General features: G+C 67.7%; 19 protein-coding genes. 14 read left to right on the top strand and 5 right to left on the bottom strand.

Annotated elements, in window-relative coordinates; translation table 11 throughout:
- Positions 1-144 precede the first annotated feature (144 nt).
- The 9 genes from BN3001_RS03885 (at position 145) to ffh (ending at position 9,579) form a co-directional block, all read left to right on the top strand.
- On the top strand, positions 145-642 hold the full coding sequence (locus BN3001_RS03885; RefSeq protein WP_058270475.1) for a hypothetical protein: 498 nt from the start codon (positions 145-147) through the stop codon (positions 640-642).
- Positions 643-647: 5 nt separating this feature from the next.
- On the top strand, positions 648-1,226 hold the full coding sequence (locus BN3001_RS03880) for a YceD family protein (RefSeq protein ID WP_058270474.1): 579 nt from the start codon (positions 648-650) through the stop codon (positions 1,224-1,226).
- A 147-nt stretch (positions 1,227-1,373) separates the two neighbouring features.
- The gene (rpmF, locus tag BN3001_RS08140; protein WP_070640427.1) at positions 1,374-1,553 is read left to right on the top strand and encodes a 50S ribosomal protein L32; all 180 of its coding nucleotides are present in this window, start codon (positions 1,374-1,376) and stop codon (positions 1,551-1,553) included.
- Between the two features lie 95 nt (positions 1,554-1,648).
- Positions 1,649-2,641, top strand: coding sequence for a phosphate acyltransferase PlsX (plsX, locus tag BN3001_RS03875; RefSeq protein WP_058270473.1), 993 nt, complete (start codon positions 1,649-1,651; stop codon positions 2,639-2,641).
- A gap of 74 nt (positions 2,642-2,715) precedes the next feature.
- A complete protein-coding gene (locus tag BN3001_RS03870; RefSeq protein WP_058270472.1) occupies positions 2,716-2,955 on the top strand; it encodes a phosphopantetheine-binding protein in 240 nt (79 codons plus the stop codon).
- An 8-nt stretch (positions 2,956-2,963) separates the two neighbouring features.
- Positions 2,964-3,725 (top strand): ribonuclease III, encoded by a 762-nt coding sequence (gene rnc / locus BN3001_RS03865; RefSeq protein ID WP_197407448.1) that lies wholly within the window; start codon positions 2,964-2,966, stop codon positions 3,723-3,725.
- A gap of 14 nt (positions 3,726-3,739) precedes the next feature.
- A complete protein-coding gene (smc, locus tag BN3001_RS03860) occupies positions 3,740-7,273 on the top strand; it encodes a chromosome segregation protein SMC (protein WP_058270471.1) in 3,534 nt (1,177 codons plus the stop codon).
- Positions 7,273-8,178, top strand: a complete 906-nt coding sequence (ftsY, locus tag BN3001_RS03855; protein WP_058270470.1) for a signal recognition particle-docking protein FtsY — start codon at positions 7,273-7,275, stop codon at positions 8,176-8,178. The genes smc and ftsY overlap by 1 nt, the downstream gene beginning before the upstream one ends.
- A gap of 3 nt (positions 8,179-8,181) precedes the next feature.
- A complete protein-coding gene (gene ffh, locus BN3001_RS03850; protein ID WP_058270469.1) occupies positions 8,182-9,579 on the top strand; it encodes a signal recognition particle protein in 1,398 nt (465 codons plus the stop codon).
- Between the two features lie 48 nt (positions 9,580-9,627).
- Here ffh and BN3001_RS03845 read toward each other — a convergent pair whose 3' ends face one another.
- On the bottom strand, positions 9,628-11,142 hold the full coding sequence (locus BN3001_RS03845) for a L,D-transpeptidase family protein (protein WP_058270468.1): 1,515 nt from the start codon (positions 11,140-11,142) through the stop codon (positions 9,628-9,630).
- A gap of 226 nt (positions 11,143-11,368) precedes the next feature.
- Between BN3001_RS03845 and BN3001_RS03840 the strand changes: the two genes are divergently transcribed.
- A complete protein-coding gene (locus tag BN3001_RS03840) occupies positions 11,369-12,217 on the top strand; it encodes a TrmH family RNA methyltransferase (protein WP_058270467.1) in 849 nt (282 codons plus the stop codon).
- 77 nt (positions 12,218-12,294) lie between these two features.
- Here the strand turns inward: BN3001_RS03840 and ftsH are convergent, their stop codons facing one another.
- The 4 genes from ftsH to BN3001_RS03820 form a co-directional block, all read right to left on the bottom strand.
- Positions 12,295-14,184, bottom strand: coding sequence for an ATP-dependent zinc metalloprotease FtsH (ftsH, locus tag BN3001_RS03835; RefSeq protein ID WP_058270466.1), 1,890 nt, complete (start codon positions 14,182-14,184; stop codon positions 12,295-12,297).
- A 223-nt stretch (positions 14,185-14,407) separates the two neighbouring features.
- Complete coding sequence (locus BN3001_RS03830; protein WP_058270465.1) at positions 14,408-16,315, bottom strand: fructose-bisphosphatase class III; 1,908 nt, start codon at positions 16,313-16,315, stop codon at positions 14,408-14,410.
- A gap of 420 nt (positions 16,316-16,735) precedes the next feature.
- On the bottom strand, positions 16,736-17,089 hold the full coding sequence (locus BN3001_RS03825) for a hypothetical protein (protein WP_148362941.1): 354 nt from the start codon (positions 17,087-17,089) through the stop codon (positions 16,736-16,738).
- A 117-nt stretch (positions 17,090-17,206) separates the two neighbouring features.
- Positions 17,207-17,731 (bottom strand): type IV toxin-antitoxin system AbiEi family antitoxin domain-containing protein, encoded by a 525-nt coding sequence (locus BN3001_RS03820; protein WP_148362940.1) that lies wholly within the window; start codon positions 17,729-17,731, stop codon positions 17,207-17,209.
- Positions 17,732-18,664: 933 nt separating this feature from the next.
- On the opposite strand from BN3001_RS03820, the gene ileS reads away from it, so the two are divergent.
- From ileS to BN3001_RS03800, 4 genes are all read left to right on the top strand, one after another.
- Positions 18,665-21,472 (top strand): isoleucine--tRNA ligase, encoded by a 2,808-nt coding sequence (gene ileS, locus BN3001_RS03815; protein WP_082629974.1) that lies wholly within the window; start codon positions 18,665-18,667, stop codon positions 21,470-21,472.
- A 57-nt stretch (positions 21,473-21,529) separates the two neighbouring features.
- Positions 21,530-22,033, top strand: a complete 504-nt coding sequence (gene lspA, locus BN3001_RS03810; protein ID WP_058270461.1) for a signal peptidase II — start codon at positions 21,530-21,532, stop codon at positions 22,031-22,033.
- A 65-nt stretch (positions 22,034-22,098) separates the two neighbouring features.
- On the top strand, positions 22,099-23,121 hold the full coding sequence (locus BN3001_RS03805) for an RluA family pseudouridine synthase (RefSeq protein WP_058270460.1): 1,023 nt from the start codon (positions 22,099-22,101) through the stop codon (positions 23,119-23,121).
- Between the two features lie 31 nt (positions 23,122-23,152).
- Positions 23,153-24,439, top strand: a complete 1,287-nt coding sequence (locus tag BN3001_RS03800; protein WP_058270555.1) for a glycosyltransferase family 2 protein — start codon at positions 23,153-23,155, stop codon at positions 24,437-24,439.
- Positions 24,440-24,509 lie beyond the last annotated feature (70 nt).

The raw sequence follows: 24,509 nt of genomic DNA, 5'->3' as shown, positions 1-24,509 counted from the left end.
CGGGCGGGCTTTCAGTCCTTTTTACGTGCGCGTGGACGCGCACCCGCGTGTGCCCGACATCAATCTGCTACGATGTGGTGGCTACGCTTGTGCTGGAACTTCGTGTCGGCGCATGAGGTCGATCGCAATTCGAAAGGAGCCCGCATGCAGCCGGGTGAGGAAATCGAGAGCTTGGTTGACGAGCTCGAGCAGATCGTGAGCGAGGGCAAGGTCCCCTTCGGCGGCGGCGGTCAGAAGAGGATCGTCGACGCCCAGGAGGTATACGAGATCCTCGACGAGATCAGGCGCGTGTTCCCTCAGGAGTTCGCCGACGCCCGACGCATCGTCAAGGAGGAGGGCGAGACCCTCGACCGCGCCCAGCAGCAGGCGGACGCCATCATTGCCGACGCCCAGCAGCAGGCCATGATCCTGGCGGGCGACCAGGAGGTCGTCCGCATCGCCCAGCAGCAGGCCGATGACATCCGGGACCAGGCCTCCCAGTACGAGCGCGACACCCGCTACAACGCCGAGGAGTATGCCGACACCGTGCTGGCCCACCTCGAGGACAACCTCAAGTCCCTGACGAGCTCGGTCGGGCGCGTGCGCCAGACGCTCGACGAGAACTCCGGTCCGCGCAACCAGACGAACAACGTCCCTTGGTAGAGGCCATGGAGCAGGTTCGGGCCGTCATCGACGAGCGCCTCGAGAACCCCGGCGACTCCCTCAGGGTCGCCGGCCATCTTGACGAGGACGGCTACCGTCTTGGGAGCCACGACTTTGCCCTGCCTGCGGGCCTTAGCTATGACCTCATGCTTACCAACGCCGGGGACGGGATCCTCGCCACGGGTATCGTGAGCGCCCGCGTCACGGGCAGCTGCGACCGCTGCCTTGGGCCCGCCGCCTTTGACGTGACGGGAGAGCTCGACGAGTACTACCTGTTCCGCGAGCCCGAGGAGGGCGCGGAGGCTGACGAGGAGGACTTCTCGCTCGTCGGTGACGACCACACGGTCGACCTCACCGAGGCCATCCGGAGCGCCCTGCTCATGGACACGCCCTACATCGTCCTGTGCGACGAGGACTGCAAGGGCCTGTGCCCCGTCTGCGGCGCCAACCTCAACGAGGGGGACTGCGGGCACGCCGAGCTCGCCCTGCGACGCGAGGAGCGCGAGCGTCTGGACGCGGGCCCCTTCTCGGCGCTCAGGAGGCTCAGGCCCGAGGAGGGCGACGGGGAGTCGTCGGACGCCTAGGCCCCATATGCGCGCCCTATGTGTTTTGGCGCCGTGCGCGTCCTGCTTGCGAGGACGTCACGGAGGTGCTATAGTCCCAATTCGTATGTTTGCAGGAACGACCGTCTGCGCGTTTCGGGCGTGAGAGGCTTAAAAGAGAGGTTCAACATGGCAGTACCTAAGCAGAAGAAGGGCCGCGGCGCCACGCACACCCGCCGTTCGGCCAACAGCAAGCTCGCCGCGTCGGCACGCTCCCTGTGCCCCCAGTGCGGCGCCCCTAAGCTTCCGCACCACGTGTGCCCCAGCTGCGGCTATTACAAGGACCGCGAGGTCGTTGTCACCGAGTAGGCAGCAGGTAGCGACTGACGGCCAGGAAGGCCGGCCCCAGGGGGTCGGCCTTCCTTCGTCTTGGGACATGAAGCGACCCTTGCGAAGGAGGGGCCATGTGCACGGTCTGCGTTGACGCCATGGGAGGCGACGAGACGCCCGAGGTGGTGCTGCGGGGCGTCGAGGCGGCGCTCGCACAGAACGAGGGAATCCGCGTCCTCGTCGCGGGAGACGAGGAGGTCGTCGTACCGTTCTGCGCCCGTCACGAGCGGGCGCGCGCCCTCGTGACGACCCAAGTCATTGGCATGGGCGAGCATCCTGCGGACGCCGTGCGCGCCAAGCGCGACTCGTCCATCGTCCGCGGCCTCGCCAGCGTGGGCGCCCATGAGGCGGACGCCTTCTTCTCCGCCGGCTCGACCGGCGCCGTCTTCGCGGCGGCCACCCTGGGCGTCGGCCGCATCCGCGGCGTCAGGCGCCCCTGCATCGCGGCGACGATCCCCGGCAGTTCCGGCAGGCCCACGGTCTTCTTGGACATGGGCGCCAACGCCGACGCCCGCCCCGAGATGCTCGTGCAGTTTGCCCAGATGGGACGTGCCTATGCCACGGTGGTCGTCGGCGCGGTCGCGCCGCGTGTGGCCCTGCTGTCAAACGGGAGCGAGGAGGCGAAGGGCTCCCAGGCGGCCCTGGCGGCGCACGCCGCCCTGGCGGAGGCGGGAAGGGGATGGTTCTGCGGCAACTGCGAGGGCACCGACCTGCTGGCGGGGACCTTCGACGTCATCGTCACGGACGGCTTCACGGGCAACGTCGCCCTCAAGGCCATCGAGGGCTGCGCCAGGTTCATCCTCGGGGAGCTCAAGGGCGCCGTCCATGACTCCCGGCGAGCCGCCCTGGGGGCGCTGTTGCTCAAGCCCGCGCTTCGCGGCGTGGCGGCGGGTCTGTCGGGCGACGAGCTCGGCGGTGCCCTGCTTCTGGGCGTCAAGGCGCCCGTGCTCATAGGTCACGGCGCCACGTCCGCCGACGCCGTCAAGAACGGCACCCTCGCGTGCGCCCGCCTCGTGCGCACGCGGCTCGTGGACAAGATCGGGCATGAGATCTCCCCGGGCAGCTAGGCAACGCGCCTCAGGGTACAATTGTGCGGGCGGCATGCGCCGCCCGCACCCGGCGCAAGACATTGGAGGCACGCATGGACCATGACGCCATTCTTGACAAGGTCATCGAGCTCACCGCCGAGCAGCTCGAGCTCGACCCGACGTCGCTGGGGGAGCGCAGCGAGTTCAAGGCGCTGGGGGCGGACTCCTTCGACCTCCTCGAGCTCGTGTCGGCGTTCGAGGACGAGTTTGCCGCGACGTTGGACGACGAGGGCCTTCAGTCCATCGTGACCATCGCTGACGCCGTCGCAGCCATCGAAGCGGCACGAGCCTGAGGGGCCGCATGGTGGGACTTCAGGAGCATGTCCGCGCCGTCGAGGAAATCGTCGGACACACCTTTGGCGACAAGCAGCTCATCACCGCCGCGCTGACCCATCCCTCCGCGGTGGAGGGGCGACCCGTGTCGGCGTCCTATGAGCGCCTCGAGTTCCTGGGCGACTCCGTCCTGGGGGCCCTGGTCGCCACGGACCTCTTCGAGCGCTTCCCCGGGATGGACGAGGGGGAGCTCACCAACCTCAAGATCTCGCTCGTGTCGGGCAAGACCCTCAGCGAGGTCGCCGACGCCCTGGGCATCGCGGAGCACATCGTCTTCGGCGACTCTGAGAGGGGCACCGGCGCCCGCGGGCTCCATTCCGCCCTCGAGAACGTCTACGAGTCGATCGTCGGGGCGCTGTACCTCGACGCCGGCTATGAGGCGACCCACGAGTTCGTGAGGCGCACCCTGGGCCCCCATGTCTCGCCTGAGCTCGCCGAGAGGCCCGTCTCGCCCAAGTCGCGACTTCAGGAAGTGACCCAGCGCGACTACCACTGCGGCCCCGAGTACAAGCTCGTGAGCGAGAAGGGGCCGGCACACAGGCCCACGTTCACGAGCGTCGTGCTGGTGGGGGGCATCCGCACGGGACGCGGCAGCGGCGCCAGCAAGAAGGCGGCCGAGTCGGCGGCGGCGCTTGACGCCCTGGAGCGGCTGGGCGCGGCCCATGGCTCGCTCGCGCGCGTTGCGGATGAGACGCACGACGACGAGCGCCTTGAGCGCGACGAGACGTAGGAAGGTCGAGACGCGTGTATCTCAAGTCCCTCACCCTCAAGGGCTTCAAATCCTTTGCCGACCGGACGCAGCTGTCGTTCGACCCGGGCCTCACCGTCGTCGTCGGGCCCAACGGGTCGGGCAAGTCCAACATATCCGACGCCATCCTCTGGGTCCTGGGCGAGCAGAGCGCCAAGACGCTGCGCGGCCAGGCCATGGAGGACGTCATCTTCTCGGGCTCCTCCGGTAGGCCGGCGGTGGGCCTCGCGGAGGTCACGCTCACCCTCGACAACGAGGACCACACCCTGCCCATCGACTTCGCCGAGATCGCGATCACGCGTCGAATGTACCGCTCGGGGGAGTCCGAGTACCTCATCAACGGCGCCTCGTGCCGCCTGAGGGACATCACGGACATCCTCCACGACTCGGGCCTGGGCAAGGACACCCACTCCATCATCAGCCAGGGCAAGCTCGACGCCATTCTCGCCAGCCGACCGGAGGAGCGTCGCTCGCTCATCGAGGAGGCCGCGGGCATCTCCAAGCATCGCCGGCGCAAGGAGCGCGCCGAGCGCAAGCTCGCGTCCATGCAGGACAACCTGACGCGGGCCAAGGACATCCAGCGGGAGGTCACGCGGCAGCTCAGGCCGCTCGAGCGCCAGGTTGACAAGGCGCGCCGCCACCGCGAGCTCGCCGACGAGCTCTCGCGCCTCTCATGCGTGCTGGCCGTGGACGACCTGCGCGCCCTCAGGGAGGGCTACGCCCGCCTCGAGGGAGGGGAGCGGGAGGCCGACGCCGCCGTCGAGCTGGCCCAGTGGCGCCTTGACGCCAAGACGAAGGACCTCGAGAAGTACCAGTCGCTTCTCGAGCAGAAGGGCATCTTCGTCGGCGACCTGGGCGAGCAGCGTCGCCGCATGCAGAGCGTCCTGGGCCGCATGGAGTCCGACATGAGGCTGCTCGAGGAGAAGGGCAAGAACATGGTCGCGCGCGTCTCGCAGCTGCGCGCGAGCCTCTCCTCCCTCGAGCGCGGCCAGGCGCAGGCCGCCCAGGAGCGCCGGCGGGTGTCGGGCGAGCTTGCCGACGCCCGTCGCGAGGAGGGAGAGCTCGACGCCGTGCTCAAGAGGCTCGGTCCCGAGGCGTCCGCCGCAGGCGAGCGCCGTCGCTCGCTGGGCGCCCGGCTCGCCCGCATGACGGCTGACCAGCGCGACTGCCAACGCGAGGCCGACAAGGGGCTGCTCGCCTACGCGAAGCTCAGGGACCAGATCGACAACGCCGAGGTCGAAGACGACCTGTTCCGCAGCCGTCTCGCGCAGATCGAGGACTCGCTCGCCACGACGCAGGCGGCGCTCGACGATTGCAGGTCGCGCGGCGAGCGTCTCGAGGGCGAGCTCGATTGTGCCCGCGAGCGCTCCCAGGAGGCGCGGCTCGCCACGGCGACGCTCGGGAAGGAGCTTGGGCAGGCGCGCGAGCGCGAGGCGTCCTGCAGGGATCGGCTCGCGAGCGCCCGGGCGACGCATTCGGCGCTCAAGGCCCTCGACGAGCGCGCTGAGAACGCCAACCGGCTCGTCGCCGCCCTCGCCCACGAGGAGCGGGCGCGCATCATGGCGCGCGTCGGCGACCTCGTGGAGGCTCCGAGCGAGCTTGAGGGCATCGTCGAGCTGCTGCTGGGCGACGACCTCGCCGCCCTCGTGACGCGCGACGCCGACGACGTCAGGGCCCTGACGAGCCGAGGCCTCTCGGTGGGTGACAAGGGCCGCGCGACCATGGTGTTCCCGACGTCCGAGGCGCAGGTCCCATCCGAGGACGCGCCCGGCTTCTCCCTGCTCTCGCGCCTGCGCCTGCGCGCGGATGCCGGTGACGTCCCCGCACGCCTTTTGGGCCGGGTGCGCATCGTCGAGAGCCTGGAGGAGGCGCTTCGGGCCCATGAGGCGCATCCCACGCTCTGCTTCGCGACCAGGGAGGGCGTCATCGTCAGACCGGACGGCAGGACGAGCGTGGGAGCCCCCGCCGACCTCGACCAGGGGGCCCTCGAGCGCAAGCGACGCATCAGGCGCGGCGCCGAGGAGCTCGCGCGCCTCGAGCGCGACCACAGGCAGGCCGGCGACGCCCTCGCCGACATAGAGCGCCGCCTCGGCGAGGCGCGAGAGCGTGACGACGCCGCCCGCGGAGAGGTCGCGCGCCTCGCCGGCGAGCTCAAGTCCCTCTCGTCCGAGCAGGGGCGCCTCGAGGCGGAGCTGCGCAAGTCCCAGTCTGAGCAGGCGCAGGTCGTCACGAGCCGCGAGGCGGCGCGTGCGCGCTGCGCGACGGCGCGCGAGGAGGTCAGGCGTCACAAGGAGGAGGCCGACGCGGCGCAGGCGCACGTGAGGGAGCTCGACGCGCAGATCCGGGAGCTCACCGAGCGTCGGTCGGAGGCCTCGCGCGAGGAGCGCGAACTATCCGAGAGGCTGGCGTCCGCCAAGCTCCGACATGCCACCGTCAAGGAGCGCGCAAGCCATCTGGACACCCTCGAGAGGCAGCTTGGGCGCACGGCCGCCGACAGCGAGCGGCGCCGCGCCCAGGCCCTCTCGGCGGCTTCCTCGCTTGACGTGGTTCTTCTGAGGGTCGAGCCCCTGCACGCCCGGTACGACGCCGTTCACGAGCGTGCCCTCGCCTGGGCGGCCCGTCTCAAGGACCGCGCCTCGCTGGCCGAGGCGGACTCCGACTCGCTCAAGCGGACCATCGGCGACGCCCGCGCCGCGGTCAGCGAGGCCGCCGCCGCCCTCGAGGTCGCCAAGGCGCAGCTCTCGGACGTCAAGGTGAGCAAGGGCAAGCTCGAGATCCAGGTGGAGAACGCCCTCTCGCGCATCAGGGAGGGGGGCTGGGTGCTCGAGGAGGCCCTCTCGCTGCCCGCGCCGGACGACCGTGCGGCCGTCGAGCGACGCGTCGAGGGGCTTCGTCGCGACATCGAGGGCATCGGGCCCGTCAACGAGGTCGCCATGGACGAGTACGCCCGGCTCAGGCGGCGCGTGGACTACATAGCCGAGCAGGTCGAGGACCTCGAGCGGGCGCGCCAGGCGCTGCGCAAGATCACGTCCGCCATCGAGCGCAAGATGCGCCGGCAGTTCGTCGTCGTCTTTGACAGGGTCAACGCCAACTTCGCCGAGATCTTCTCCCTGCTGTTCTCGGGCGGAACGGCCCGCCTTGAGCTCGTGGACCCCGAGCGCCTGGACGAGACGGGCATCGAGATCGTCGCCCAGCCGCGCGGCAAGAAGATCCAGAAGATGACGCTCATGAGCGGCGGAGAGAAGTCCCTCACCGCCTTGGCGCTGCTCTTTGCCGTCTATCGCGCACGCACGGTGCCCTTCTACGTGTTTGACGAGGTGGAGGCGGCGCTCGACGACGCCAACCTCTCGAAGCTGCTGGACGCCGTCGATCGTCTCAAGGAGACGACGCAGCTCATCGTGATCTCGCATCAGCGCAGGACGATGGAGCAGGCTGACGTGTTGTATGGTGTGTCCATGCGCGCCGACGGCGTGAGCCACGTCGTCAGCCAGCGTCTGGACAAGCAAAGCGGAAAGGTGGTCGATGCCTGATGGGGCTGGCCGACCGACTGAGAAGGGGCCTCTCGCGCTCCCGTGAGGCGCTCTCCGAGATATTCTACATGGGCGGTGAGGTGGACGAGGGGTTCTGGGAGGACCTCGAGGACCGCCTCGTCATGGCTGACATGGGCGGCGAGGTCGCGCTGCAGGTCGCCGATGACCTTCGGGAGGAGGCCGCGCGCGCGAACCTGAGAACTGCGCCGCAGCTTCGCCGCGCCCTCGTCGAGCGCCTCGCCCGCTGCTTTCCCGAGGCCGAGCGCGACCCCTTTGACGATGTGCCATCCTGCGTGCTCTTCGTGGGCATCAACGGGGCCGGCAAGACCACGACGGTCGGCAAGCTTGCCGGCGTCGCCGCCTCGCGGCGTCAGTCCTGCCTCATCGGCGGCGCCGACACCTTCCGTGCCGCCGCCATTGAGCAGCTGCAGGTGTGGGGTCAGCGCGCCGGCGTCGAGGTCGTCACGCGCGAGCGTGGCGCCGACCCCGCGAGCGTCTGCTTTGACGTGTGCGAACGCGCGGAGCGCGACGGGGCCGAGCTCGTGCTCATTGACACCGCCGGTCGCCTGCACACGAGCTCTGATCTGATGCGCGAGCTCGCCAAGGTGGTCAACGTCACGCGCCGCCGCTCCGGCCTGCCCGTCTCTGTGGTGCTGGTGGTGGATGCGACCACGGGCCAGAACGGCCTCAACCAGTCGAGGGAGTTCAATGACGCCCTCGAACTTGACGGGATCATCCTGACGAAGCTTGACGGCACGGCCAAGGGCGGCATCGCCGTCCGCATCGCCCATGACCTGTCCCTCCCCATCTTTCGCGTGGGCGTCGGGGAGACCATCGACGACCTCCAGCCGTTTGACGCGCATGCGTTCTGCCAGGCGCTCGTGGGCGGCGACGAAGGGAGATAGCGCATGTTTGACAGCCTTTCCGACCGACTCCAGGAAACCTTTGACGGTCTCAGGGGCAAGGGGCGTCTCACCGAGGACGACATCAGCAAGGCCATGCGCGAGATTCGCATGGCGCTGCTCGAGGCGGACGTCAACTACCGCGTCGTCAAGGAGTTCGTCGCCAGCTGCAAGGAGCGCTGCCTCGAGGCGGACGTGCTTGGGTCCCTCACGCCGGCGCAGAACGTGGTCATGGTCGTTCTCGACCAGCTGACGGAGCTGCTCGGCTCGACCGAGTCGCGCCTGGTCCTCGCCCAGAACCGCACGCCCAACGTCATCATGCTCGTGGGCCTGCAGGGCTCGGGCAAGACGACGGCGGCGGCCAAGCTCGCCTTCCTCCTCAAGTCCCAGGGCAAGAACCCCCTGCTCGCCGCCTGCGACACGCATCGGCCCGCGGCGGCGGACCAGCTCGAGACCCTGGGCGGCGAGATCGGCGTGCGCGTGTTTCGCGGCGACGGCAAGGATGCCGTGCAGGTGGCCAAGGGCGCCGTCAAGGAGGCCGTCGCACGCCTCAACGACGTCGTCATCGTGGACACCGCCGGCCGCCTCCAGATCGACGAGGAGATGATGGCCGAGGCGGTGGACATCAAGGGCGCGGTGAGGCCCGACCAGATCCTCATGGTCGTCGACGCCATGACCGGCCAGGACATCGTCAACGTCGTCTCGGAGTTCGCCCGCCGCGTCGACTTTGACGGCGTCATCATGTCAAAGCTCGACGGCGACGCCCGCGGCGGCGGCGCGCTCAGTGTGCGCGAGGTCACGGGCAAGCCCATCAAGTTCGTGTCCATGGGGGAGAAGCCCAGCTCGCTCGAGGTGTTTCATCCCGACCGCATGGCCAAGCGCATCCTGGGGATGGGTGACGTCTACGGCATCATCGAGCAGGCCCAGAAGGTGGCGGGCGAGCAGGAGGCCGCCGACGCCGAGCGCATGCTCGCGCAGGGCTTCACGATGAACGACTATCTCGCGCAGCTCCAACAGATCCGCAAGATGGGCGGCCTCAAGAAGATGATCGGCATGCTGCCGGGCGGCGAGCGCATGATGCGACAGGCAGGTGGCGCCGCGGGGCTCGACGATCGGCAGCTCACCGACGTCGAGGCCATCATCCGCTCCATGTCACGAGAGGAGCGCCTCAAGCCCAAGACCATCAACGGCCAGCGGCGCAGACGCATAGCCGCGGGCTCCGGCCACAGCGTCCAGGAGGTCAACCAGGTCCTGCGGCAGTGGGGCGAGATGAACAAGATGATGGGCAAGATGCGCCAGATGATGGGCGGCGGGTCGAGGAAGTCCCTGCGCCAGATGCGCGGCATGATGCGCAACATGGGCATGGGCGACCTCGGTGCGCCCGGCGGCCGACTGCCCTTCTAGGAGCCTAGCCTTGCGGGCCTGGCCTGCGGTCATGGGCGTGTGCCGCCCTCAGTCGTGGACGACCACGACGTCACCGACGCGCGTGAGCTCATAGAGCCGCTGGGCGGCCGCAAAAGGCAGGTTGATGCAGCCATGGCTGCCCCGTGACCGGTAGATGGTCCCCCCAAACGAGCCGCGCCATCCCGCGTCATGAAAGGCGACCAGGTTGCCGACGAAGGGCATCCAGTAGGTCACATGACTGATGTAGTCAGGCTTGTTGTCCCCGTCGAGGTCGAGGCCGCGCAGGGTCTGGTTGGTCCCGCGGTACGAGTTCATGGCGTAGACGCCGGTCGCGGTGTTGAAGCCCTTGGTCGAGTCGCCGGTGACGATGTCTGACTCCCAGGCAAGGTTGCCGTCGTCGTCATACATGCGCGCGTGCTGCTCGGACAGGTCCACGTCGACGTAGCGCCTGGGCCAGTCGGCGCCCCCGGGGTTGTACCTGCCCGCCGAGGACGAGAAGGGAATCTCCACGGTGGCGGCGCTGCCGGCCGTGATGTTGGCCGCGATGGCCTGGGCCAGTGCAGCGCCGTTGACGACCCAGCCATAGGTGCCGCCCGCGACGGTCACGGACTTTCCATAGGGCGTGGTGTAGCGGCGCGTCGCGCCGACGGTGTCCGTCGCGGCGGAGAAGTCGCCCCGGGCCCAGTCCGTGACGGCCCCCTCATCGACGACGGGGGTCAGGTCGTCGTCGAGCCGCACCCAGTCGGCGATCTGGGCGGCCGAGACCGTGGCGACGGTCGTGCCGTTGACGGTGAGGGTCTGCGTGGCGGCGAGCATCGCGTTGGCCCGGTCGCGGGCGCCGGCCAGCGCTGGGTCCGTGGAGAGGACCGAGGGCGCCATGAGGCTGTCGGGACCCAGCTCGAGCGTGCGTGCCGATGTCGAGAGCGCCTCTTTCACCTTGTCGAGGACGATGGCGCCGTCAAGCGCGGTGCCCGTCCTCTCGGGCACGATCTCAAAGGAGGAGCCGTCCTCGTCATAGCTGACGGTGGCGTTCGTGGGCTGGGTGGCGTCCCGGTTGGCGTCATCGACGACGCCCTGGACGACCGAGGCGAGCCTGCCCTCGTCGTAGCCGGGCGAGAAGTCAACGCTAAGGGCGTTGCCCGTTGTCACAAGCACCGGCCAGCTCCAGGCCGTGGAGCTAAGGGACGACTCGGCCAGGGTGTCGGCGTACCGGTAGCTCAGACCGACGTCCTCCGCCGAGATCGAGCAGGAGACGCCCTGGCCCGAGACGGACAGCTCATAGCCGCCCGCCGCCCTCTCGTAGTCCTCGGCCACTTCCGCGGGGGTCTTGAGCGAGACGTCGTCGCCGTTGACGGTGGTGCCTGGGACGTAGCGCCGCGAGAAGACTGCGACGCCGACGAGGTAGATGACGGCGACGACGCCGAGCAGGGCCGCCGCGGCCCTGAGCGCGAGCCTGACGCGGCCGGACGTGCCGGAGCCGTCCAGAGGCCCCCGTCCGGCCGATAGGTGGGCTCGGCAAAGAGGGCGAGATGGCGCAGGGGGATGCCTGTCTCTTATACACATCTAGATGTGTAAAAGAGACGGCCCTTCGCCCCGCGGCGCCGCGTGCTTGCCCCGGGGCGTGTCATTCGCCTCGTCGCGCACGTCCCTGCCGCCCTCGTCGCTCGTGCTGTCGCTCACTCGACACTTCCTTATCCGTCGCGCCCCGAGGGCGCATCGTCCATCCAGCGTACGTAGGTGGTTACTATAGTACCCATGCCCCGTCGGCGTAAGGAATGGGTGTCATCTGATGACAACATCACGCATCGAGAACATCTCGGACCCCCGCGTGCGCTCGTACGCCCGGCTTACCTCCCGCCAGCTGCAACGTCGCCTCGAGCCCGACGAGGGTGTCGTCATCCTCGAGAGCCTGCTCGTCATCAGGACGGCCCTCAGGGAGGGCGTGCAGGTCCGCTCGGTGCTGGTGGACGAGCGTCACGTGGAAAAGCTGCTCGCGGACATCCCCGAGCTCGACGGTTCCGACGTGGAGGTCTTCTGCGCGAGCCGTGCGGTCCTGAGCGGCATATGCGGGTTCTCCGTCACGCGCGGCTATCTCGCCGAAGCTCGACGCCCCCGCCCCCTTCCCCAGGAGCGGCTGCTGCGCGCGGCGTCTCGCCTCGTCGTGCTTGAGGGGCTGACGGACGTCAGCAACGTCGGGGCCGCCTTCAGGTCGGCGGCGGCGCTCGGGGCCGACGGGGTCCTGCTCGCCCCTGGCTGCGCCGACCCCCTCAACCGCCGCGCGGTGCGGGTGTCCATGGGCACGGTCTTCCAGCTGCCGTGGGCGAGGGCGGAGGGGCCCTGGCCGCAGGGCGCGTTCGCGCAGATGGCCGGGCTCGGCGTCTGGCGCGTCGCCCTGGCGCTCACGCCCGAGGCGCACCCGCTCGGCGAGCTGTCAAGGCTGCCCCAGGCACGCGGACCGATGGCCCTCGTCTTCGGGAGCGAGGGGGCGGGACTGTCGTCGCGCACCCTCTCGGCGTGCGACGTCCACGCCGTCATCCCCATGGCCGTCGGCGTGGACTCGCTCAACGTGGCCGCCTCAGTCGCCGTCGCCTGCTGGGAGCTCTTCGGGCGCCCTCACGCCCCGGCGTCGCGTCCCTAGGGCCTCAGCGCCGTGTCGGCCGAGGTCCGTGGGGGTCCCCGGCCGACACGGCACGCGGTGGGACATGGGTCCTGACGCTAGGATCGGGTGGGCAGGGTGGGTGCGAACCCGTCGTCACGTCTGAGGATGCGCATGAACTCCTCGCCCGTGATCGTCTCCTTCTTCTGGAGGTAGTGAGCGATCTCGTGCAGCTTGAAGCGATTGTCCCGAAGGGTCTTGAGCGCCGTCTGACGCCCCTCCTCGACGAGCGCCCTGACCTCCTCGTCGACGTCGCGCGCCGTGCCCTCCGAGCAGGTGAGCTCCATGCCGCCGCCCAGGTAGCGGTTGCGGCTCTCGCCGAGGGCCATCATGCCGTAGGTGTCCGACATGCCCAGCTGCGTGACCATGGCCCGCGCGATCTTGGTCGCCTTCTCTATGTCATTGGCCGCCCCGGAGGTGACCTGGCCAAAGATGAGCTCCTCGGCGGCACGACCGCCGCAGAGCACGGCGATCTGCTGCTTGTACTCCTCGCGCGTCGTGAGGTAGCGCTCGCTCTCCTCGGTCTGCATCGTGAAGCCGAGGGCGCCCGAGGTGCGCGGCACGATGGTGATCTTGGACACGGGCTGTCTGCCGTCCTGGACGGCGGCGACGATGGCGTGGCCCGTCTCGTGGTAGGCGACGATCTCCTTCTCGTGCTCCGAGAGCACCGTGGACTTCTTCTTCTCGCCGGCTATGACGACGTCAACGGACTCCTCTATGTCACGCTGGGTGACGCGGGTGCGGCCCAGGCGCACGGCCCTGAGCGCCGCCTCGTTGATCATGTTTGCAAGGTCGGCGCCGGAGGCGCCGGGGGTCTGGCGGGCGACGGCGCCAAAGTCCACGCCGCCCTCCATCTTCACGTCGTTGGCGTGCAGCTTGAGGATGGCCTCGCGCCCGGCGAGGTCCGGCAGCTCCACGGGGATGCGACGGTCAAAGCGCCCGGCGCGCAGGAGCGCCGCGTCAAGCGAGTCGGGACGGTTCGTGGCGGCCAGCACGACGATGCCCTTGTGGTTGTCAAAGCCGTCCATCTCGGCCAGGAGCTGGTTGAGCGTCTGCTCTCGCTCATCGTTGGTGTTGAGGCCCGTGTCACGGCGCTTGCCCACCGTGTCGATCTCGTCGATGAAGATGATGCAGGGCGCCTTCTCCTTGGCCTGCTTGAAGAGGTCGCGCACCTTGGCGGCGCCGCGTCCCACGAACATTTCGACGAACTCGGAGCCCGAGATGGAGAAGAAGGGGACCTTCGCCTCGCCGGCGACCGCCTTGGCCAGCAGCGTCTTTCCCGTGCCGGGAGGGCCGACGAGCAGGGCGCCGCGCGGGCAGCGCGCGCCGATGGCGTTGTACTTCTCGGGATGCTCCAGAAAGGAGACGATCTCCTCGAGGGACTCCTTCGCCTCGTCCTGCCCGGCGACGTCCCTGAAGGTTATGCCCGTCTCCTCTCCCTTGACCTCCTTGGCGCCGGAGCGTCCCAGCCCGCCGCCGAAGCCCAGCCCTCCGCCGAAGTTCATGGAGGGGGCGTCGCCCATGGACTTGCGCAGACGGCGGTTGAGGAGCCACCCGCCGCCGAGGATGAGGGCGAAGGGCAGCAGGTTGATGAGGAGGTAGAGCCACAGGCCCGCGCTTGCGTCAGGTATCTCGGCGACCATCTCGGCACCGGACGCCTCCACCTTCTGGGCGAGGCTGTCGTCGTTGGGCCAGGCGGTGGTGCGAAACTCCTGGGAGTCGGCGCCGGCGCCGGTGGTGAAGCGGATCTGGTTGGCGCTCGTGTCGTAGGTGACCTTCTTCACCTCCCGGGCGTCGACCTTGGCGAGGAACTCGCTGTAGCTGACATCCTTGATCTGCGTTGCCATGATGCTGGGATAGAGGTAGGTTCTCACGGTCAGCATCACGATGAGGGCAATCACGATATAGAGCGCCATTGACTTGCGCTTCTTGTTGTCGTCCATCTCCATTGCGGTGTTGGCTCCTTTGTCGTCTGCTCCCTGCGCCCGTCGCGTGGCGATGGCGCGTGGGTCACTCATACCCATTGGGCCGGACCCGCACGCCGGCGTCCTCAAACTGCGCAGATTGGGGACAACCCGCGCCGGCCGCCCGTCGTCGGCGCCGTCCGGCCGAGACCTGCGGCAGCCTGCGGGACAAACGGTGCCCGGTCGCAGCCTGCGGGGCCAACGGCGCCTAGCTGCGCTCCTTGAGCGTGCCGCAGCGGTAGGCGTCAAGGAGCGCCCTGAGGTCCGCGATCTGGGTCCTGATGTCGTCGCCGGTGTCGGTGTCCTTGATCTTCAGGTGCGGTACCTCCCTCTCGATGGTCGTTGACTCGCTCAGGATGTCGGCGTTGTCGCCCAGCGCCGCGTCGACCCCCATGAAGGGCAGGTGCGCCTTGATGCGCATGCCGTCGTCGGCGGAGATGAGCGTGTAGCCCGCGATGCCGGTGGTCTTGTGATAGGCCTCGCAGAAGCCCCCGTCGATCACGAGCAGCCGTCCCTCGCCCTTGATGGGGCTCTCACCGTCGATCGCCTTGACGGGCTTGTGGCCGTTGATGATGTGGGAGTGCTCGTCGTCCAGCCCGAACTCCTCCAGGATCTCCTCGCAGACGGCCCCCAGGCGGGTGGCCGTGAAGTAGGGGTCTTGCGGCTCGGCCCAGGACGAGCGGTCCTTCACGAAGCTCCGCTCGAAGGTCTTGACGACGCGTCCCGAGAGCGGGGAGTGCTTGCCGCACCAGAGGTACCACATCCAGTCGAGCGCCATCTGGTCGCCCACGTTCCACGCGCGCCGCGCGATGCGGTCGCAGAAGTCCATGAAGCCCCTGCCCGAATAGGGGTAGCCCTCGCAGATGACGGTGGAGAAGGTGCCGTCGGCCTCCAGCGGGATGCAGCCGTGGAAGAGGAGGTTGCCGTTGGACACCTGATAGACGGAGCCTCGCTCGTAGAGGAAGCCCACGTGACGACGAAGCCGCTCGCTCTGCGAGAAGGCCTGCTCAAGCTCGGCGAGGACGTCGCCCTCCTCGGCCGAGAGCTCATAGGGACGCTCGGGGTCCACGGTGGGGAAGTCGGTCGAGGAGAGCGGCAGGTCGCGACCGCCCACGTGCACCGTGCCGCCCGCGAGGTCCATCTGTCCCAAAAGCAGCCGCGACGTCATGTCAAAGTCGGGATGGCGCAGGATGAGCTGGCCCTCGACCTTGAAGAGGATGACCGAGATGGCCTTCTCCATGGGGGAGATGCCCCCGTCCGGCCGATAGGTGCGCTCGGCAAAGAGGGCGAGATTGCGCAGGGAGATGCCATAGGCCCTCTCAAGCATGTCGAAGCTGCGGTAGCGCACGTTGGTCCGGACCACCGCCGCGATGCAGGCCTGCGATCCCGCGGCCGCTCCCATCCAGCAGATGTCATGGTTGCCCCACTGGATGTCAAGGGAGTGGTACTCCATGAGGCGGTCCATGATCTTGTCGGCATGCGCCCCGCGGTCAAAGACGTCTCCGATCAGGTGGAGATGGTCAACGGCCAGGCGCTTGATGAGGGCGGCGAGCGAGCGAATGAAGTGGTCTGCGGCGCCCGTCCCCACGATGGAGCGAATGATCTGCACGTGGTACTCATGGCGGCTCGTCTCGCCGGCCGCGGAGGCGTGCAGGAGCTCGTCGATGATGTAGGCATAGTCCACGGGCATGGCGCGGCGCACCTTGGAGCGGGTATAGAGGCCCGAGAGCGTGCGCGCCAGGCGCACGAGCATCAGCAGCTGGGCCTCGTACCAGTTGCCGTCAAGCGTCTGTCGTGCGTGGAGCTGGCGCAGCTTCTGCCTGGGATAGTAGATGAGGGTGCACAGGTCGGCGCGCTCGGCGGCGTCGAGTTCGCCGGCGAACAGGGCGTCAACGCGCTCGCGAATGACGCCCGAGCAGTTGTTGAGGATGTGCTCGAAGGCCTCGTACTCGCCGTGCACGTCGCTCAGGAAGTGCTCGGTGCCCTTGGGAAGGTTGAGGATGGCCTCGAGGTTGATGATCTCGGTGAAGGCGGCCTGGCGCGTGGGGAAGCTCTGGGAGAGCAGCCGTAGGTACCGTAGCTGGTCGGGGTCGTCGTGCTGAGGATGCTGCGACATGTGGTCCTCCTTGCGCGGGGCGGGACGCGTTATTCCCGTGCGTCACGTTACCTACGAGTCTATCTATGCGTCTATCTATGCGTCACGTTATCTAATTTCCACTTGTGACAGAGTGAGCCTCCCGCCTCAATGCGCAAGCTGTGAATTTCCGTGCGCGGTAGCAAGGTGGCGTATGGCACGATCGTGGGTGTCCATCAGCGGCCGCCAGCGACCATCCCGGCGGCGCATGCCCTCCCGTTCGCCCCTACGACCGCAGGCCCGATCGCAGGCCCGAGCGCCCGCCCGCAGGTGCTCATCTTGTCTTTTGACTCAGAATCAGTGCCGAATCGCCCCTAATGTGAGTAAAAAGGCAAGATGAGCGTGGAGGGCAAGCGCGAGGGCAAGCGCGAGAGCGCGAGCGTGGAGGGCAAGCGCTCATCGTTATCGCAGGCGATAGGGAGGCCTCACCCGACCCCATTCGAGGTGCCACGCCCCCAACGTCATGCGGTGAGCTTCGCACCTATAGCCACGGACGTCCCTCGTGCGCTCGATGCCGTAGCTGGCAAGAAGACGAGAGAAGAAGTCCCTGTCAAGGACATCCATGAACGAGAAGCGCATGACGCGGGCACCTGTGGCGCTGATCCGAGACTCGCGCAGCCGTTCGTTCGCGAGGATGTCTATGCTGCTACGACCACCTGTCATGGCGGGGTTGACGTACTTCTCGCGCCCGTCCAGCTCGCCGACGACGCGACTCCCGTCGGGAAGGTCCCAGAGGAAGTCCGCCCTGTAGACCACTCCTGGAACAAAGGGGTCGCATAGGGGAACTTGCAGCCTGGGAGGAGAAAAGCCCAGCTCGAGCATGGTGGCCCGCGCGATGGATTCGCCACCGCTCTCTGCTCTTCCGTCAGCAAACTAAAGCGTTGCCAGCGCCCCCTTGAGCCCCCGCTCTCCTGCATGGAGCGCGCACATGCGGTCGATGAGGCTTCCGGGGCTCACGTGTCCCATTGCGCGAAGCGTGGAGTCTGCCAGGGCCAGCCCCTCGGGCAGCCTCATCCGCCTCAGGCAGTCAAATGCGGTCCTCTCGAGGCTCGTGACCGTGACCCCATCTATCCGCTGGTTGTTGTGACGTGCCGGTATGCGATGGCGGCAGACCAGGCTCGTGCTCTGCGCGGGACGCCGGGGAGGCGTGGCAACATGGAGCCTTTGTCCCTCCCTGACTGACACGGAGAGCCCGTGCACGATGGCCGCGCTCGCCTCGCAGAACACCCAGGACGGATGCTTGAGCGAAAGGGCGCGCATCAGCCATAGCGCCTGGTCGCGCCAGCCAAGCCCCTGCCAGGTGCCGAGCCGTGCGTACATGCCTCTTGCAGGCGAGATGACCGTTCCCGTGGCACGCAGCCGCCGCATCTTCTCCCTGTCCGCCCTGCTTGCAGGCATGCAGGCTCTTCTCGAGCCCTCCGCCTCGTCGAGAAGGGCCTCGGCTCGTGCGTCAGCGACTTTTGACATGACGGCTTCTCCTCCGTTCTGGCACATGCTCCCCTACGTGCCCATGTGACCTCTCAGTATGGGACCGTCTCGGCATCGACTGGCGACGAACGCGAACATTCGTCATGCGTGACATGCGGCAAGCTGGCGCCTGACTGGCTCAGCAGGCACATTGTGCTGCGCTGACCCAATGACAGAGACTTCGAAAAAAGTGCCTGGAGACAGGCTCGATCATATTGGGCACGTGCGAGCGCAGCTGTCGCGACTCCCACGCTTCTTGCCGCCCTCCCGAGGCGCGCGTCATGTCGTACTGCCTGGATGTCTCATGCCGTCAGGTCTTGATGTTGCAGGTCGCAACAAATTGCCATGCTCATCTTGCCTTTTGACACACAATCGGAGCCGAATCGACGCAAAAGTGAGCAATAACACAAGACGAGTGCTGAAGGGGGCGCCGACGAGCGCCGGGGGAGTGGGTGCCGGGGCCTAGTGCGGGGCGCACGGCGTGGCATGTGTCGGAGCGGTAGGGATCGGAACAGGAAGTCGGAGCAAGGCACGAAGCCCGCCGCCGTGCTATCATGCTCCCCAATGCTGTGAAGGGGACAGTACGAGGGACCGGTCGTTGCACAGAGAGCGGGGAGGGTGAGATCCCGCCAGCGGCCCCCGAGGAAGATCACCCCGGAGCTGCGGCCCCAACGTGTCAGCGCGCCCGCCAGGCGCCGGTGACGCCAGTAGGCGCCGACGGAGTGGCCGCCGAGACAGGCCAGCCGAGTTGCGGCACATGGCCGCTTGCTGGGTGGTTTCAACGAAGTCCGACCGTCAGGGCGCTTCGTCCCAGCAACAAGGGACGGGCGCCTTTTTGGCGCCCAGGTAGAAGGGATGCGCGCGGTGGCAAACAGGTACAAGGACACGACCAACCTTCCCAGGACGAAGTTTCCCATGAGGGCGAACCTCGCCCAGAACGAGCCGGCGCGGCTGCGGGACTGGGAGCGCAACAAGGTCTACGAGCAGCTCATGGCCAAGAACGAGGGGCATGACAAGTTCGTCCTGCACGATGGCCCCCCCTATGCCAACGGCCCCATCCACCTGGGTCATGCCCAGAACAAGATCTCCAAGGACATCATCAACCGCTTCTGGGCGATGCGCGGCTTCCAGACCCCCTACGTGCCCGGCTGGGACTGCCACGGCCAGCCCATCGAGCACAAGGTGGAGGAGGCGCTCGGCACCGCGAAGTTCAACGAGCTTCCCACCGAGAAGATTCGCGAGCTCTGCCGCACGATGGCCGTCGAGCAGGTAGACACGCAGCGCCAGGGCTTCAAGCGCCTGGGCGTCCTCGGCGAGTGGGACAACCCCTATCTCACCTACGTCAACGACTATGACGCGACGGACGTCGAGATCTTCAAGGCCATCTTCGACAAGGGCGCCATCTATCGCGGACGCAAGCCGGTCCACTGGTGCAGTCACTGTCACACCGCCCTCTCCGAGGCCGAGATAGAGTATGCGGACGAGGTCTCGCCTGCCATATTCGTGCGCTTCGAGATGACGACGGTGCCCGAGGGGCTCGAGGGCTGGGCGGGCCGGCTCTGGGTTGACATCTGGACGACGACGCCCTGGACCCTGCCCGCCGACGCCGCCGTCATCCTCCATCCCGAGGCCCGCTACGTGGCCGTCGTGGTGGACGGCCGCGCCGAGATCATGGCAGAGGCCCTCCATGAGCGCTGCTGCGCCAAGTTTGGCTACGAGCGCTTTGAGCTCGCGCGCGACGCGGCGGGCGAGGTCTGGAGCATGAGCGGGGCGGAGCTCGCCCACAATCGCTATCGTCAGCCCGTCTTCGGCGACGCGGGCGAGACGGGCGAGTTCATCTTCGCCGACTACGTCACCCTCGACGACGGCACGGGCATCGTCCACTCCGCGCCCGGCCACGGCGTGGATGACTACGTCGCCGGTGTCAAGTTTGGCATCCCGGTGATCATGCCCGTGGACGACGACGGCGTCTTCTTCAAGGGCGACGCCATCGGCAGCGGAGGCCCCTGGGGCGCCATGGAGGTCAACGAGGCCAACCCCAAGATCATCGCGTGGCTCGAGGAGCGCGGCACGCTCATCCTGCACGAGGACATCACGCACAGCTATCCGCACTGCTGGCGCTGCAAGCGACCGGTCATCTTCCGCGCCACGAGCCAATGGTTCGTCTCGATGGACAAGACCAACCTGCGTGCCGAGGCCCTCGAGGCCCTCTCCCACGTCGCCTTCTATCCGGCGCACGCCGTCAAGCGCATCGGCTCCATGGTCGAGGGCAGGCCGGACTGGTGCATCTCGCGCCAGCGCAACTGGGGCGTGCCCATCCCGGCCTACACCTGCGAGGACTGCGGCGAGACGGTCATGAGCGACGCCACGCTCGACAGGGTCGTGACGCTCTTTCGCGAGAAGGGCTCGGACGCCTGGTTCACGGACGACCCCAAGGACTACCTGGGAGATGCCTGCGTCTGCCCCTCCTGCGGCGGGCACCGCCTCAAGCCCAACCGCGATATCCTCGACGTCTGGTGGGACTCGGGCGTCTCGCACACCGCCGTGTGCCGCCACCGACCCAACCTCGCCTTCCCCGCCGACTTGTACCTCGAGGGCTCCGACCAGCATCGCGGCTGGTTCATGAGCTCGCTCATGACGTCGGTGGGCGCCTATGGCGTCGCGCCCTACAAGGCCGTCGTGAGCCAGGGCTTCACCCTCGACGGCCAGGGGCGCAAGATGTCAAAGTCCCTGGGCAACGTCATCGACCCCAACAAGGAGTGCGACACCCGCGGGGCGGACGTGCTGCGCCTGTGGGTGGCCTCCGTGGACACCTCCGCCGACGTCCCCTGCGACGACGCGATCCTCTCGCACGTGGGCGACGCCTACCGCAAGGTCCGCAACACCTTCCGCTTCCTGCTGGGCGAGCTTGAGGGCCAGTTTGACCTCGCGGCGGACGGCCTTGCGGTGGAGGAGCTGCTTGCTCTGGACAAGCTCGCCGTAGCGCGCCTGTGCCAGGTGCACGACGAGGTGTCCGCCGCCTACGAGGGCTATCGCTTCAACGTGGTCTTCCGCACGCTCTACGACTACATCATCACCGAGCTCTCCAACGACTACCTCAACGCGACCAAGGACCGCACCTACTGTGACGCCGTCGGATCCCGTGGCCGCAGGAGCGCCCAGACGGCCTGGTCGTACATCCTCTCCATGCTCGTCCACGACTTCCAGCCCATCCTCGCCTACACCACCGACGAGGTCATGGCCTACCTGCCCACCTCGCTCAAGGACGGGCAGGAGTTCGCCGCCCTGCTCGACTGGTTCCAGGCGCCTCTCGACAGGGACGCCTACGAGGCGCTGCTGCCTGCCTACGAGGCGCTCGGCCAGGCTCGCTCGGCCTTCACGAAGGCGTACGACCGGGCGCTCGAGTCGGGCGTCGTCACCGAGAAGAGCAGCTCCGCCACACGCGCCGAGCTCGTGCTGCCGCATGACATGTTCGAGCTTTTGAGTGGCGACGCCGCGCCCGACCTCGCCGAGGCCTTCGTGTGCGCCGAGGTCAACGTGAGCGAGGGCGAGGAGCTCGCCTGCGAGGTGCTGCCCGCCCGCGGCGAGAAGTGCCCCCGCTGCTGGACCTGGCACGAGCTTGGCGAGGACGGCCTGTGCGAGAGGTGCCACGATGTCATCAGCGCGCAGTAGTGCCGTGCCGCGTCGCGTTTGCCCGGGCGTCCGGGCGCAGGGGGGGTGAGTGAGGTCATGGGACACGGTCCCGCCTCGGTCCGGGGGCTGCGCGCCGTCAGCTTCTGGCTCGTCATCATCGTGGCCGTCCTCGTCGACCAGGCCACGAAGGCTGCCGTGCGCGCCCGTGTGCCCGAGGGCGCGCACGCGCGGCTCATCCCCGGCGTCATGGACCTCACGAGGGTGCAGAACACGGGCGCCGCATTCAGCGTGGGAGAGGGCAAGGGGCTGCTGTTCGTCGCCATCGCGCTTTTCACGGTGGTCGTCTGCTGCTATCTGGTCTGGACGCAGGAGCTGCCCCTGACGCTCGCGATCGCCCTGGGCTTCGTGTCCGGCGGCGGCCTGGGAAACATGATCGACCGGCTTGCGCTGGGGGCCGTGACGGACTTCCTCTCCCTCTCGTTCGTGTCGTTTCCGGTCTTCAACGTCGCGGACGTCTTCGTGACGCTGGGCGTCGGCTGCGCGCTCGTGGGCTGGTGGGTCTGGGACGTGCGGCGTGCCCGACAGGACGAGCGCGGCTGACGAGGGGCGGGGGCGCGCCCGCAGGCGCATGCCCGACCCCTGCGCGGCGCCGCAGGAGGTGAACCATGGCAGAGAGGCTCGTCGAGGGCCTGGTGGGGCCCGAGGGGGACGGCCTGCGCCTTGACGCGTTTCTGGCGACGCTCGAGGGGGCTCCCTCGCGCTCGGCCTGCGTCCGCCTCATTGAGTCCGGCGACGTGAGCATCAACGGCACGGCCGCGACGTCAAAGTCGGAACGCCTGCTTCTGGGCGACCGCGTTCGGGCGCGCGTGCCGGTGCTCGAGGCCACGGGCCCCCTCGCCCCCAACCCGGACATCGCCCTGGACGTCCGCCTTGAGGACGATCATCTCCTCGTCCTGTCCAAGCAGGCCGGCCTCGTGTGCCACCCGAGCCCGGGACATGTGGACGACACCCTCGCCAACGCCCTCGTCGCCCGCTGCGGCTACGGCAGGCTCGGGCTTCTCCAGGGCGATGAGCGCCCGGGCATCGTCCACAGGCTTGACATGGACACCTCCGGGCTCATGGTGGCGGCAAAGGACGACGCGACCCAGCGTGCCCTGCAGGACCTCATACGCCTGCGCACGCTCGACCGTCGCTACGTGACGCTCGTGCAGGGCTACGTGGCCGTCGAGGAGGCGACCATCACCACCGGCATCGCCCGCTCCACGCGGGACCGCCTGCGCATGGCGGTCACGGACGACCCGCTGGCCCGTCAGGCGATCACCACGTTCAGGACGCTCGAGCGCTTTGAGGCGACCCGGCGCGACGAGGGCTTCTCGCTGCTGGAGTGCCACCTGTACACGGGGCGCACCCACCAGATTCGCGTGCACATGCGTCACGTCGGCCATCCCGTGGTGGGAGACTCGCTCTACGGCATGGGCAACGCCTTCCGGAACCTGGGTTTGACCCGACAGTTCCTGCACTCCTGGCATCTCGCCTTCACCCACCCCGTCACAGGCAAGGACCTGGTCTTTGCCGACCGGCTCCCCGATGACCTGCTCGCTGTACTAGAATCACTGACAGAACGTTCCATGGGGCGCACCCGGGCGGGACAGGACATCTGTCCCCGGCTCGCGAGACGCGTCTTGTAGCGCCCGCTCGCGAAAGAGGCTCGTTGTGGACATGCTCAAGGTCGGTGTCACGCCCATCGTCATCTTCAACGCCGTCATGTGGGTGTTTTTCACCTTTGCGTACTTCTACCAGGTCGTCTACATCATTCGCGTCTGGCTGCACGGCGAGGTGCGCCTTCCCGAGGCCGAGATGGACCACTCCTACGCCTTCGTGATCGCCGCGCACAACGAGGAGCCGGTCATCGGCAACCTCGTGAGGTCCATCCTCACCCAGCGCTACGACGGGCTCATCGACTGCTTCGTCATCGCCGACGCCTGCACGGACAAGACGGCGCAGATGGCCAAGGAGGCGGGCGCCATCACCTGGGAGCGCAACGACCTCGCGCGCAAGGGCAAGAGCTGGGTGCTCGACTATGCGTTCGACCGCATCCTCAACGAGTACGGCGACAAGTACGAGGCGTTCTTCGTCATGGACGCCGACAACATCGTCGCCCCCGACTACGTCAAGATCATGAACCAGGCGTTTGACGCCGGCTACCTGGTCTGCACGAGCTACCGCAACTCAAAGAACTTCGACTCCAGCTGGATCAGCTCCGCGTATGCCACCTGGTTCTTGCGCGAGGCCAAATATCTCAACAACGCGCGCATGCTCATGGGCACGAGCTGCGCCATATCGGGGTCGGGCTGGATGGTGGCCGCGAGCATCGTGCGCGGCATGCACGGCTGGCGCTTCCACACCCTCACCGAGGACATCCAGTTCTCCGCCTTCTGCTGTGCTCACGGCATTCGCATCGGATATGCCCCCGCGGAGTTCTTTGACGAGCAGCCGGTCACCTTCCGTGCGTCCTGGACGCAGCGCATGAGATGGACGAAGGGGTTCTATCAGGTGTTCTTCTCATACTGCGGCAACCTTGTGCACGGCATTCGCTCAGGCCAGTTCGCCTCCTACGACATGCTCATGACCGTGGCGCCCGGCATGATCCTCACGCTGGTCTCCGCCATCGTCAACGCCACCTACCTCGTCATCGGCTCGCTCAGCCACGGCTTCATCGCCACGAACGCCGAGCTCGCCATGTGCGTGGCGTCGCTGGTGATGACGTTTGCCTCCATGTATGTCGTCTTCTTCATCCTGGCCCTCATCACGACCATCAGCGAGCGCAAGCACATTCACGTCACCAAGCGCTGGCGCGTCGTCACGAACCTCTTCACCTTCCCGATCTTCATGATGACCTACATCCCCATCACGATCGCCGCCCTCTTCAAGAAGGTCGAGTGGGTCCCCACCAAGCACGACATCGCCGTGAACTTTGATGACGTCGTGGGGGAGGGCGCCAAGTAGGGGAGGGCGCCGGGCGGCCTCGTCGAAGGAGGGCGTGCGCCCACGAGGGCACGCCGCGTCGTGCGTCGGG

This window comes from Olsenella massiliensis (genome assembly GCF_001457795.1).
Taxonomy (GTDB): domain Bacteria; phylum Actinomycetota; class Coriobacteriia; order Coriobacteriales; family Atopobiaceae; genus Olsenella_F; species Olsenella_F massiliensis.
This window is presented reverse-complemented; position numbering and strand designations above follow the sequence as displayed.